Origin of the sequence: Amycolatopsis acidicola, assembly GCF_007713735.2 — a bacterium.
Classification (GTDB): Bacteria; Actinomycetota; Actinomycetes; order Mycobacteriales; family Pseudonocardiaceae; genus Amycolatopsis_E; species Amycolatopsis_E acidicola.
Genome location: NZ_VMNW02000047.1, coordinates 16437 through 29129 on the forward strand (window position 1 = coordinate 16437; position 12693 = coordinate 29129).

Sequence of the window (12693 nt, forward strand, 5' to 3'; positions counted from 1 at the left end):
GGTGTCATCATGGGCACACGCGCCGGTGCTGGGGGAAGGAGTCGCCGATGGCCGACGGGCCGGGGGAGATCAGTCCGGAGCTGGCCGGGACGCCAGGATACGTGCGGACGGCGCCCGAGCTGGCGGCCCGGATCGCCGCGGGCGAGACCATCGAAGACGTCCTTGTCGAGGGCGTCCTGGACCTGCGCACGATCCAGCCCGCCGTGGCGGTGAGGTTCGAGCGGTGCCGGTTCGAGCTTCCGCCGGATGTGCGGGGCGCGCGGCTGCCCGGGCTCGAGTTCCACAGGTGCTACCTGCCCGGCTTGCGGGCGAGCAACCTGCGCGTTCGTGGCGATCTCCGCTTGAGCCGGTGCGAAGTGGAGGAGGTGGATCTCCGCGACGCGGCGGTGGAGGGCTCGGTCTGGCTCGATGCCACCCGGGTCGAGCGCGGTGTGGTCCGGGCGGACCGGATCCGGATCGGCGGTGCGTTGTTCGCACGGCGGCTGCGGCTCAACCATGAACTCCGGCTACGCGGCGCGCGGATCGAGGGAGACGCGGACTTTTCCGGCGCACAGCTGGTGAATCCGGGTGGATTCGCGCTGGAAGGCACGGCGTTACGGGTCGGGGGCAGTCTGCTGGGCGGGACGTCCGGCTCGGGTCCTGGCCGCGAACGGTTCACCACACGCGGGATACTCGCGCTGTCCGGCGCGAAGGTGGGCGGTGACGTGCTCCTCCACTCCGCTGTGCTGGCGAGCCCGCAGCGGGCAGCGATCGCGGACGGCCCCTGGAATCCCGCCAGCCCGGATGTGGACCCTTGGCCCGCGCTGACGGCGGACCGGATCCAGGTCGACGGTGACTTCGAGGTGTCGGACGGGTCGGAGGTCACCGGCACCGTGCGCCTGGCGGACGCCCGCGTCGGTGGCTCGGTCCGGTTCGCGGGCGCCCTCGTGGAGTTCCCGCGGGGCAGCGTCGAGCCGTCCCACGACTGTGCGATCCGGTTGGACGGCGCGGAGATCGGCCGCCTCGACGCGACGTCGCTGCGGGTCCCGTCCGGCGAACTGCGGATGACGGCCGTGGTGGCGCGGGGCGATGTCGAGCTGTCCCGGGTGGCTTTGACCCACCCGGGCCGGGACGCGGTTTCGGCGCGGCGGGCGTCGATCGGCGGGAACCTGGTCCTGCGGGACGCGACCGTGCAGGGCAGCCTGCGGTTTCCCGCGACGACCGTCGCCGGTTCCGTGGATCTGCGCGGCACCGCCGTGTCCGACCCGGAATTCCGTGGCAGGACAAGCTTTTCCGTGGACCTCAGCGGCGCGCGCGTGGGCGGTGACGTCCGGTGCGCCGCCGATGCCTACCACCCGTTCCGCGCCGACGGCGGGGTCGACGTGTCGCAAGCCTCGGTCGCGGGACGCGTCGAGTTCGACGGGGCCGAGCTCGGTTCCCTGTCCCGGCACGAGGTCGTGCTCGACGCGCGCGGCGTGCGCGCGGACGAGATGCGGCTCGTGTTCGGGGCCACGGCGGAAGGGCGGACCCTGCTCCGGGGCGCTCAATGCCGCGCGTTCGTCGACAGCCCGGTGCTGTGGGCCAACCCCCGGGGCGTCGCGCTGGAGGACTTCCGGTACGAGACCCTGCCGGACGAAGACCTGCACGACCGGAGCCGGATCCGGGAGCGGATCCACCGCCTGGGCACGAATCCGACCGGCTACTGGCCCGAATCCTACGACCAGCTGGCCGGGGTGCTGTCCCGCGAGGGCCTCGAACGGGAAGCCGGTCTGGTGCTGTTCGCGAAGCAGTCCCGGCGTTACCGCGAGCTGTCGCTCAATTCGTGGGTGAGCTTCGGTGTGCGGCTGTGGAGTTGGGCGCAGCGCGCGATGACCGGCTACGGCTACCGGCCCGGCCGTGCGTTCGGCTGGGCCGTGGTGCTCGTGGCGCTGTTCCTCGCGGCCGCGTTCGTGCCGCCCGCGGCGGTGCGGTTTACCTTGCTGGGCCTGGGTTCCGTGCTCGGGCTGGCGTTCGTGTCGTCCGTGCTGACGGCCACCGGCCGCCGTTTCGCCGGGAGTCTCGCGCCGCGGCCGGTCGCGCATGCCGACCGTCCACTCCTCGAACGGCCGCCGGTCCGCGAAGAGGAAGAGCCGGACGAGATCCTCGAAGGCGCCGCGGATGTCGATGCCTACCTCGACACCGAGGACTTCGTGGCCGCGCGCGGCGTACTGTCCGCTTTGGACGATCTCGCCGCGCTACTCGGTTACGAGCGCCCGGAATGGGAAGAGCTGGAGCGCGGTTCGTGGTGGCGGCGTGCGAAGGCGGGCGTCCGGAAGGCGGTCACTTCGGAGGAGCTGACCACCCGGCTGGTCAAGGTCGAGCGGGCGCTGGAGGTGGCGACCCTCGACCGCCAGCAGGCCGAAGTGGACGTCCGCTCGGCCGAGGCCGTGGGCAGGCTGCTGGCCTCGCTTCAGGAAGTTCCGCAGGCCTGCGTCCGCGCCGGGTCGATCATGCTCGTGAAGTACCCCGGCGAACACGGGCCGGTGGTGCTGTCGCGGACGCTGTCGCAGCTGGAAATCGCGGCCTTCGAACGCTTCCCGGAGATCCAGAGCAAACCGCGGCAGGCGCTCGAGGCGCTGGCTACCGCTGTGGTTTCGCTGCAGGAGGATGAGCCCTTGTCTTGAGGGGGGCTGGGTTGCGTTGGGTGCGTGGTTGCGTTGGGGCAGCAACGGACGCGCGTGGCCGCGCTGTGTGGACCCCTCCACCGCCCCGATCTGTGAGTGTTCGCGATCTTGCCGCCGCGTCAAGGCGGGAAAGATGCCTTGACCCAGCGCCAAGATCGCAAGAGCAGGCTGGGGATCGGGGCGGTGGAGGGGTGTGGTCGGTGGGTGTTCCCGGCTTTCGTTGCCGGGTGGCGGTTGGTGCGGGGGCGTCGCGTTGCCGGGTGGCGGTTGGTGCCTGGTGTGGCTCGCGTCCCGTTGCCGGGTCACCTGTAGCGGGCGCGGAGTTCGGTTTTCTGGATTTTGCCCGATCCGGTCCGGGGGAGTTCCTCGACGAACTCCACTGACTTCGGCACCTTGTAGCCCGCCAGGCGCTGCCGCAGGTGGGCCAGCAAGTCGTCCGCCGCGACGTCCTTCGCCATCACGATCGCTTTCCCGACTTCGCCCCACTTGGGGTCCGGGACGCCGATCACGGCGCACGATTCGACGCCCGGGTAGGCGTGGATCTCGTTCTCCACCTCGGCCGGGTAGATGTTCTCGCCGCCGGAGATGATCACATCCTTGAGCCGGTCCACGACGTACACATACCCGTCCTCGTCGACGGTCGCGACATCGCCGGAGTGGAACCACCCGTCCCGCAGGACTTCCGCCGTCGCCTCCGGACGTCCCCAGTAGCCGCGCAGCACGTTGGGGCCGCTGACCACGATCTCCCCGCGCTCGCCCGGCGGCACGGGCGAGCCCGACTCGGACACGACGCGGACGTCGGTGAAGAACGACGGCACCCCGGCCGAGCCGATCTTCGACGTGACGTGCGCGGGATCGAGCACGAGCGCGCCCGGCGAAGTCTCGGTCATCCCGTAACCCTGCACGAAACTCAGGCCTCGCTCCAGATACCGGCGGATGGTGGTCGTCGGCACGGGCGCGCCGCCGCAGAGGAGCGTGCGGACGCTCGACAGGTCCGCCGTATCCCAACCCGGCTGCGCCGCCAGCGCGTCGTACATCGTGGGTACGCCGAACATGAGCGTGACCCGTTCCCGTTCGATGTCCGCCAGCACGGCAGCCGGGTCGAACGACGAATGCAGCAGCACCCGGCCGCCCTTGAGCAGCGTCGGCAGGCAGATCATCCCCAGCGCCGCGGTGTGGAACAGGGGAGCGGCCACGAGCGCGCGCTCGGCGCCCGACAAATCCGTCTCCACGATCACGTTCACGCTGTTCCACGTCAGGTTGCCGTGGGTGAGCATGGCGCCCTTGGGTTTCCCCGTACTGCCCGAGGTGTACATGATCAGGCAGACGTCGTCGAGGGACACCGGAAGATCGGGCGCTTCGCCTTGGCCCGCAAGGAGTTCCTCGTACTCCGGGCCGACCTCCACACTCCGGACACTCTCGTGCGCGGCGTGCGCGGAGGTGTGGATCAACAACGCCGCCCCGGAATCCCGCAGCACATAGTCCACTTCGGACGGTGCGAGCCGCGAGTTCACCGGCACGAACACCGCCCCGAGCAGCCCGCAGGCGAACAGCACCTCCAGGTACACCGGATGGTTGGGGCCCAGATACGCGACCCTGTCCCCGGTGCGCACGCCCGACGCGCCGAGGCCGTGCGCGAGCCGGGTGACGCGGCGGTGCAGTTCGGCGTAGGTGAGGGTGCGGTCGCCGTGCTGGACGGCGACCGCATCCGGGGTCATCCTGGCGCGCCGCGCGGGCCACGACCCGAGGCCCTGGTTACGCATGGGGGTCGAAAGCGCTGAGCCCGGGCCGGTACGACTTGTCGTCGAGGAACTGCGAAAGCCCCTTCGCGCGCGAGCCGGCCTGGTCGGCGAACTGCGACTGGTCGAGCTTGGCGTACAAGTAGTCCTCAGCCTGCTCCCACGGCATTTCCCGCGCGATCTTGTAACCCGCTTTCGCCGCGTGCAGCACGACCTGGTTCATCGACGCCAGCTTCAGCGCCACCTCACGCGTGCGCTCCCGCAGCCGCGCCGCGGGCACCGCTTCGTTCACCAGCCGCATCCGCGCGGCCTCCCGGCCGTCGAACGGTTCGCCGGTCATGATGTGGAAGAGCGCGTCGCGCTGCGGCACCGTCGCGGCCAGTGCCCGGCTGACCACGCCGCCCGGCGGGATGCCCCAGTTCACCTCGGAGAGCCCGAACCGAGCCTCCTCGTCGGCGAAGGCCAGGTCGCACGCCACGAGCGGGGTGAACGCGCCGCCGAAGCACCAGCCGTTGACCATCGCGACGGTCGGCTTGCTCCAGTTCGCCAGCCGCTTCCACTGCCATTCCGCGCTCGCCCGTCGCACCTTGATCTGCAGCGCCGTGCTGCCGACGGCGTCCACCTCGCGGAAGTACTCCTTGAGGTCCATGCCCGCGGAGAACGACTCCCCGGCCCCGGTCAGCACCAGCACCCGGCACCGCTCGTCGCCCTCGAGGTGGTCGAGCACGCGGACCATCTCGTCGTTGAGCCGCGGGTTCATCGCGTTGCGCTTGTCCGGCCGGTTCAGCGTGACCCAGGCGATGCCCTCGTCGAAGGAGACCAGGACGGTTTCGCCCCACGGTTCAGCACTCATCATCCACACCTTGTCTATCAGGAATCCTGAGATAGGAGTAGCAGCGCTCCCAGGGCCGAGTCAAGGGCGGGCCGGAGGATTGAAACGTGCGACACATCGTGCAACGATCGGCTCGAAATCAGTTGTCAATCCCTTCGCTGGTTCCCCGTTCCCTGTGCCGTTCACCGGCCACGCGTAGGAAGAAAACCGCTATGGGTTCCCCACTTCGTCAAGGGCGTCGAAGCACCATCGCCGTGGTACTCGGGGCCGCGCTCGCCGTCGCCGGCTGCACGGTGGACGACGGCGCGACCACCACGGCCGCCGCGCCCAGTCTCACCACCGTGCAGTCCCTGCACGACCAGCTGCCGCAGGCGGTCAAGGACGCCGGGCTGATCCGGTTCGCCGGCGACTCCCATCCGCCGTACCGCACCGTGGGCGCGGACGGCACCACGGTCACCGGGATCGACCACGACTTCCAGCAGGCGCTCGGCCAGATCCTGGGCGTGCGCACGGAAACCACCATCGTCAGCAACCTCTCCGCGGCGCTGCAGGGCATGTTGTCCGGGCGTTACGACGCGTTCAACGGCCCGGTGAAGGCCACCGCCGAACGCCAGCAGCAGTTCGACACCATCACCTGGATGACCACGCGGACCTCCTACGTGGTCCCGTCGGATTCCACGGCGGGGATCGGCAAACCCGAGGACCTGTGCGGCAAACGCGTCGCGGTCGTCACCGCGAGCGTCGTCGAAGAGCAGCTGAAGAAGCTCTCTGCGTTCTGCGAGAAGACCGGGCGCCCGGCGGCGCAGTCGATCGGCCTCGACGACACGAACGCCACCCTGCTGGCCACGAAGTCCGGCCGCGCCGACGCCGCGGGCATGACGCAGGCCGCCGCGATCGACGTCACCAACCAGCAGAAGGGCGTGTACCGGTACGTGACGCAGACCGAGGAACAGGGCGCCACCAAGGACAATCTGGCGCTGTACGTGCCGAAGCCGGGCAACCTCGGGCCGGTGCTGGAGAAGGCCTACGAGGAGTTGTTCCGCGACGGCACGTACGCCCGGATCATGAAGCAGTGGGGCCTGGACGACGTCACGGTCCCGCAGCCGCTCTACAACGTCGCGTCGGCGGGGTGAGCGCGGTGTCCACAATGGAGGAAGTCGCAGCCGTGGCAGGGCCGCGGGACGACGTCGCCTCGGCGCGTTCGCGATTCCGGCCGTGGCGCTGGGTGTTCTCGGTGGTACTGCTGGTGTTGCTGGCGCAGCTGGCCGTGTTCCTGGTCGGCAACCACCGCTTCCAGTGGGACGTGGTGGGCAAGTACCTGTTCGAGAAGTCCGTGATGTCCGGGCTGCTCACCACGGTGGTGCTGGCCGTCGCGGCAATGGTCCTCGGCTCGGTCGTCGGCGGGCTCGTCGCGGCCGCGCAGCTGAGCGGGTTCGGGCCGGCGCGCTGGGTGGCCACCGCGTGGGTCGGGCTGTTCCGCGGCATCCCGCCGCTGGTGCAGCTGATCTTCTGGTTCAACCTGGCCTACCTGCTGCCGAAGCTGTCGCTCGGCATCCCGTTCGGGCCGGTGTTCGGCAGCTGGGACGCGAACACGGTGATCACCCCGCTGACCGCCGCGGTGATCGGGCTGTCCCTGGTCGAATCGGCCTACCTGGCCGAGATCTTCCGCGCCGGGATGGGCGCGGTCGACCCCGGCCAGCGGGACGCCGCGCGGGCGATGGGCTACCCGCCGGGGCAGACGCTGTTCCGGATCGTGCTGCCGCAGGCGATGCGCGTGATCATCCCGCCGGCGGGCAGCCAGTTCGTCAACGTGCTCAAGGGAACCGCGCTGGTGTCGGTGATCGCGATGTCCGACCTGCTGCACGCGGTGCAGGTGATCTACAACCGCAACTACGAGATCGTGCCGATGCTCCTGGTCGCCTGCTTCTGGTATCTCGTCGTGGTCACCGCGGCCACGGCGGGGCAGCGCAGGCTGGAGCGGCGGTTCTCGCGCGGGCACGTCGCGCAGAGGAGGAGCCGGTGAACGCCCCGGTGCTGAGCATCCGCGAGGTGCGCAAGGAGTTCGGGCAGGTGCGGGCGCTCGACGGTGTGAGCCTCGACGTCCACGAGGGCGAGACCGTGGTGGTGATCGGGCCGTCCGGATCGGGCAAGTCGACGCTGGTGCGGTGCGCCCACCAGCTGGAGCCCATCGACGGCGGAGCGCTGTATCTGGACGGGGAACTGCTGGGGTACCGGCGTTCCGGGCGTGGGCTGCGGTCGCTGAGCGAGCGGAAGATCGCGCTGCAGCGGCGTCGGATGAGCATGGTGTTCCAGCAGTTCAACCTGTTCCCGCAGTTCACCGTGCTGCGCAACGTGACCGACGCGGCGATCCGCGTGCATCGGCGTGACAGGTCCACAGTGGAGCGTGAAGCCACGGAGCTGTTGGAGCGGATCGGCCTGGCCGACCGGGCGGGACACTACCCCCGGCAGCTTTCCGGTGGGCAGCAGCAGCGCGTCGCGATCGCCCGCGCGGTGCTGGCCCGGCCTCGGATCATGCTGTTCGACGAGCCGACCAGCGCGCTCGACCCGGAGCTGGTCGACGAGGTGCTGGCCGTGCTGCGGGATCTGGCCGCCACGGGCACCACGATGGTCGTCGTCACGCACGAGATGGCGTTCGCCCGCGACGTGGCGGACCGGTGCGTCTTCATGGAGTCCGGGCGGATCGTCGAAGAAGGCAGCCCGGCCGAGCTGTTCGGCAACCCGCGCAGCGAGCGGTTGCGCGGGTTCCTGTCGAGGCACCGGGCGGAACAGGAGAGCGTCTCGTGATCACCATCGGCGCCGTCGGCGACCTCATCCTCGACGAACCGGACCCGGCGTCCTTCCTCGCGCCCGCGGCGCCGCTGCTGCGCGGGATGGACCTCGCGATCGGGCACATCGAGGTCCCGCATTCGCACACCACCACCTCCCAGAGCACCGACGTGCCCGCGCCCCCGGCGGACCCGGCCGCGCTCAAGGCCGTCGCGGACGCCGGGTTCGGTGTGGTCACCTTGGCGGGCAACCACATCTGCGACGCCGGGGACGAGGGAATCGCCGACACCATCGCGCATTCTCGCGCCGCCGGGCTGGTCACGGCCGGGGCGGGAGCGAACCTCGCCGAGGCCCGGCGGCCCGCGATCGTGGAACGTGGCGGGCTGCGGATCGGCGTGCTGTCGTACAACTGCGTCGGCCCCCGGGAATCCTGGGCCACGTCGAGGAAACCGGGCTGCGCGTACGTGCACGTGCTCACGCACTACGAGCTGGACCACGCGAGCCCCGGCGGCCCGCCCAAGGTCTACACGTTCGCGGACCCGGACAGCCTCGACGCGATGGCCGAAGACGTGCGGAAGCTGCGCGAGGATTGCGACATCGTGCTCGTGTCACTCCACAAGGGAGTCGGGCACACGCCGAAGGTGGTCGCGATGTACGAAAGCCCGGTCGCGCGGGCGGCCGTCGACGCGGGCGCGCACGCCGTGTTCTCCCACCATCCGCACATCATGCGCGGCATCGAGGTCCACAAAGGACGCCCGATCTTCCACGGACTCGGCAACTTCGTGACCGTCACCCACGCGCTCACCCCGGGCGAGGGCACCGGGGCCGAGGAGCTGAAGGCATGGGCGGAGCGGCGCACGAAGCTCTACGGGTTCACGCCGATCCCGCACATGCCGTTCTTCCCGTTCCACCCCGAGAGCCGCAACACCGCCGTCGCCTTCTGCCGCTTCGACGAAAACGGCCTGCGCGTAGCCGGGTTCGTGCCGTGCTGGATCGACGGCGAAGGCCGTCCCGCGCCGGTCGGCGGCAGCCCGGAAGGCGCGGAAGTCAGCGGCTACATCGAGGAGATCACGCGGGCGGCCCGGCTGAACGCGCGGTTCGAAAACCGGGGCGCCGAAACGCTCATCGACCTGACCGAGGGGGCTTCATGACCGACCAGCCACTGGCCGGCCGTACCGTCATCGACCTGACCACGGCGCTCGCCGGGCCGTACGCGACCCTGCTGCTCGCCGGGCTCGGGGCCACCGTCATCAAGGTGGAAAACCCCGCCACCGGCGGGGATTCCTCCCGCAACAACGCGCCGTACCTCGGCCGCGACGGGCTGAACCTCGCGCGCAGGCACGAGGACGACCTGTCGGTGTCGATGCTGCTGCGCGGCCGGAACAAACTCAGCGTCACCCTCGATCTCAAGAACCCCCGCTCCCGCAAGGTGTTCACGGATCTGGTGCGCGACGCCGACGTGCTGGTGGAGAACTACAGCCCGGGCGTCACCCGCCGGCTGGGCATTTCCTACGACGAGGTGCGGGAGATCAACCCGCGCCTGGTGTACACGTCGATCAGCGGGTTCGGCGCGCAGGGCGGGCCGGGCTCGGGCAAGGCGATGGACTCGATCATCCAGGCGCTGAGCGGGGTGATGATGACCGCGGGCGAGCCGGACGAGGGACCGGTGCGGTTCGGGCTGCCGATCGGCGACCTGCTGGCGCCGCTGTTCGCCGTGGTGGGCACGGTTTCCGCGCTGTTGCAGGCCGAGCACACCGGCGAGGGCCAGCACGTGGACGTGTCGATGCTCGGCGCGCTGACTTCGCTGGTGGCGTGCGAGCCGTTCGACGCCTTCGACGCGGTGGGGTTGCCGCAGCGGACGGGCTCGATGGTCCCGCGGCTCGCGCCGTTCGGGATCCTGCCCGCCGCCGACGGTTTCGTCGCGTTGTGCGCCCCGACGGATACCTTCGCCCACGGCGTGCTGCGGGCCATCGGCCGCCCGGATCTGGCGGACGACGACCGGTACCGCACCCGTGACCAGCGCGTTCGCTCGGCGGACGAACTGCACGGCTTGATCCGCGAGTGGTGCCGGGAGCGCCCGCTGGCGGAGATCCTGGCCGCGTTCACGGCGGAAGGCGTGCCCGCGGCGGAGGTCCGCGAGCCGCGCGAGGCGGTGCGCGATCCCCTGGTCCGGGAGCGCGAGGAGGTGGTGCCGCTGCGCCACCCGGCCCACGGGGCGGTGGCCGACCTGGCGGGCACCGGGGTGCCGATCCGGTTCTCCGCCGCCCGCGTATCGCTCGACCGGCCCGCGCCCGCGCTCGGTGAGCACAACGAACACGTGTACCGCGAACTGCTGGGCTACAGCGAACAAGACCTCGCGGAGCTGGTGGCGGAGTCGGTGATCTGATGACGGCGCTGTCGGAGCTGCTCGCGGTGGCCGCGGACAGGGTGGGTGCCGCGCATTCGGCCGGGCGGCCGGTGGTGGGCTGCGTCGGGGCGGACGTGCCGGTGGAGCTGATCACGGCCGCGGGCCTGCTTCCCTTGCGGCTGTTCGGAAATCCGGCCGAGGTCGATGAGCCGTACCTGGGGCGCGGCGTCGATCCCGTCGCCCGGTCTGTCCTCAATGGACTCCTGTCCGGGCGGTACGGCGAACTGGAAGCGATCGTCGTCTCGCGGGATTGTGAGGCTTCGCTGCGGTTGTTCTACGCGCTGCGCGAGCTGAAACGGGTGGAGCTGGAGCTGCCACCCGTGTACCTCGTGGACGTGCTGCATCTGCCGCACCACACCACGACGCGTTACGTGCACGCGAAAGTCGCGAAGTTCCGGGCTTGGCTGGGGCAATGGCGCACGATCGACGACGACACTCTCGCCGAAGCGATCACCGCTCACGACCGGCTGCGGCGGGCGCTCGGCGAGGCGTCCTTCTCGTGCGGCAGCGAACGGCTCGGCGTGGTCGCCGCGACCACCGCCCTTCCGGTCGAGCACGCGACCAAGCTGGTGGAGGGATTGGCACCAGGCGAAGCGCGCGAGGGTGTGCGGGCGTTCTTGACGGGGAGTTCGCACGACCATCCGGGCGTCTACGAACGCTTGGAGGACAACGGTTTCCTCGTGGTGGGGGAGGACCACGACTGGGGCCCGCGGTTCGCGCGGACGTGCGCGGCGCCGACCGAACTGGCCCTCGCCGAGCGCTACCAGTACAACGGCCCGACCGCGCCGCGTTCCTCCGTGCGGCAGCGCGCCGCGTACACCGCCGCGGCCGCCCGGGAATGCGGCGCGGAGGTGCTCATCTCCTACGCGCGGGAGCATGACGACGCGCCGCCGTGGGATTTCCCCGAACAGCGCGCGGCCACGGACCTGCCTGCCGTGCTGGCCGAGCGCCAGCCGTACGGCGGGTTGACCGGGCAAGCGCTTACCGAGATCGTGACGGGAGCGTACGCATGACCGATCGGCTGGCTTCCGCCACGGCCGCCACCCGGTACCAGCGCGAATGGTTCGCGCGGATGCGGGAAGAGGTCGCGGCCGGGGCCCCGCTGGCGCTGGTCAACGCCGACGCGCCGCAGGAGATCTTCCGCGCGATGGGCATCCCGTACGTGGTGAACCAGTGGTGGGCTTCGATCGTCGCGGCGAAACGGCAGACCCAGCGCTACCTCGGGTTGCTGCGCGAGCGCGGATATCCGGACTACAGCGAGCAATACAGCGCCACTTCGCTCGCGTCGGCGTTCGAGGACGACCCCACGCAGGCGCCTTGGGGCGGCCTGCCCAAGCCGGCCATCGTGCTCGGGGAAACCACGGGCGACGCCTCGCGCAAGATCTTCGACGTGTGGGACGCCCAGCCCGGCGTCACCTACTACCCGCTGGAGAGCGCGGCCGAGAACGAGGTGCCGGAACGCTGGTGGGAGCTGATGCCGCACCGGTGGGAGGAGGCGATCGGCGGCGACCGGCTCGACCTGATGACCGGCGAGCTGACCGGGCTCATCCGCTACCTCGAAACCACCACGGGCCGGGTGTTCTCCGAAACCCGGTTCCGGGAGGTGCTGGCGCTGGTCAACGAACAGCAGGAGTGGAACCGGCGTACCCGCGACCTGATCGCCGCCGCGCGGCCCTGCCCGATCGCGGTGACCGATGGCATCCCGGGCGTCATGGTGCCGCAATGGCATCGCGGCACCGAATGGGCGCGCGACGCGGCCCGGGCGTTCCACGACGAAGTGGCCGAGCGTGTTGCCGGCGGGGTGGCGGTGTGCGAGGACGAACAGCTGCGGCTGATGTGGGTCGGCCGCGGGTTGTGGTTCGATCTCGAGTTCTACCAACGCTTCCAGCGTTCGCACGGCGCGGTGTTCGTGTGGTCGATGTACCTCGCGATCGCGGCCGACGGGTACCTGCGCTACGGCGGCGACCCGCTGCGCGCACTCGCCGCCCGGTTCGCCGCGTTCTCCGACCAGCTCTACACGCCGCCGTGGTCGGCAGAGTGGTACGTCAAAGAGGCGCGGCACCACGGCGTGGACGGCGTCGTGCACCTCGTCTCGGACGACGCGCGCGGCGGGTACTTCACCACCCGTGCGTTGCGGGCGGCCGGGATCCCGGTGCTGGAACTGCACGCGGACAACGTGGACGCGCGCTCCGGAGACGGGCTGACCGAGGCGATGACGGACTGGCTCGACGGGCTGCGAAACCCGACGCAAGGCGCGCCGGGCGGCCGGCGGAGAGTCGGCTAGCA

The 12693-nt window shown here is 70.6% G+C and carries 10 protein-coding genes; 8 read left to right on the top strand and 2 right to left on the bottom strand.

Going from position 1 to position 12693, the window contains the following annotated elements; translation table 11 throughout:
• Positions 1-47: 47 nt before the first annotated feature.
• Complete coding sequence (locus tag FPZ12_RS26920) at positions 48-2642, top strand: oxidoreductase (RefSeq protein WP_144757999.1); 2595 nt, start codon at positions 48-50, stop codon at positions 2640-2642.
• Positions 2643-2944: 302 nt separating this feature from the next.
• Here the strand turns inward: FPZ12_RS26920 and FPZ12_RS26925 are convergent, their stop codons facing one another.
• The gene (locus FPZ12_RS26925) at positions 2945-4405 is read right to left on the bottom strand and encodes an acyl-CoA synthetase (protein ID WP_144757683.1); all 1461 of its coding nucleotides are present in this window, start codon (positions 4403-4405) and stop codon (positions 2945-2947) included.
• Positions 4398-5234 (bottom strand): p-hydroxycinnamoyl CoA hydratase/lyase, encoded by an 837-nt coding sequence (locus FPZ12_RS26930; protein WP_166462921.1) that lies wholly within the window; start codon positions 5232-5234, stop codon positions 4398-4400. Before FPZ12_RS26930 ends, FPZ12_RS26925 begins: the two co-directional genes overlap by 8 nt.
• Positions 5235-5425: 191 nt before the next feature.
• On the opposite strand from FPZ12_RS26930, the gene FPZ12_RS26935 reads away from it, so the two are divergent.
• From FPZ12_RS26935 to FPZ12_RS26965, 7 genes are read left to right on the top strand one after another with little or no spacing between them, the layout of a single operon-like run.
• Entirely contained in the window at positions 5426-6346 is a 921-nt protein-coding gene (locus tag FPZ12_RS26935) for a transporter substrate-binding domain-containing protein (protein WP_144757685.1), read from the top strand.
• A 14-nt stretch (positions 6347-6360) separates the two neighbouring features.
• On the top strand, positions 6361-7236 hold the full coding sequence (locus FPZ12_RS26940; protein ID WP_144757686.1) for an amino acid ABC transporter permease: 876 nt from the start codon (positions 6361-6363) through the stop codon (positions 7234-7236).
• On the top strand, positions 7233-8018 hold the full coding sequence (locus tag FPZ12_RS26945; protein WP_144757687.1) for an amino acid ABC transporter ATP-binding protein: 786 nt from the start codon (positions 7233-7235) through the stop codon (positions 8016-8018). The genes FPZ12_RS26940 and FPZ12_RS26945 overlap by 4 nt, the downstream gene beginning before the upstream one ends.
• The gene (locus FPZ12_RS26950) at positions 8015-9151 is read left to right on the top strand and encodes a CapA family protein (RefSeq protein WP_144757688.1); all 1137 of its coding nucleotides are present in this window, start codon (positions 8015-8017) and stop codon (positions 9149-9151) included. The genes FPZ12_RS26945 and FPZ12_RS26950 overlap by 4 nt, the downstream gene beginning before the upstream one ends.
• Complete coding sequence (locus tag FPZ12_RS26955; RefSeq protein ID WP_144757689.1) at positions 9148-10386, top strand: CaiB/BaiF CoA transferase family protein; 1239 nt, start codon at positions 9148-9150, stop codon at positions 10384-10386. The genes FPZ12_RS26950 and FPZ12_RS26955 overlap by 4 nt, the downstream gene beginning before the upstream one ends.
• Positions 10386-11420, top strand: coding sequence for a 2-hydroxyacyl-CoA dehydratase family protein (locus tag FPZ12_RS26960; protein ID WP_144757690.1), 1035 nt, complete (start codon positions 10386-10388; stop codon positions 11418-11420). Before FPZ12_RS26955 ends, FPZ12_RS26960 begins: the two co-directional genes overlap by 1 nt.
• The gene (locus FPZ12_RS26965) at positions 11417-12691 is read left to right on the top strand and encodes a 2-hydroxyacyl-CoA dehydratase family protein (protein ID WP_144757691.1); all 1275 of its coding nucleotides are present in this window, start codon (positions 11417-11419) and stop codon (positions 12689-12691) included. The genes FPZ12_RS26960 and FPZ12_RS26965 overlap by 4 nt, the downstream gene beginning before the upstream one ends.
• Positions 12692-12693 lie beyond the last annotated feature (2 nt).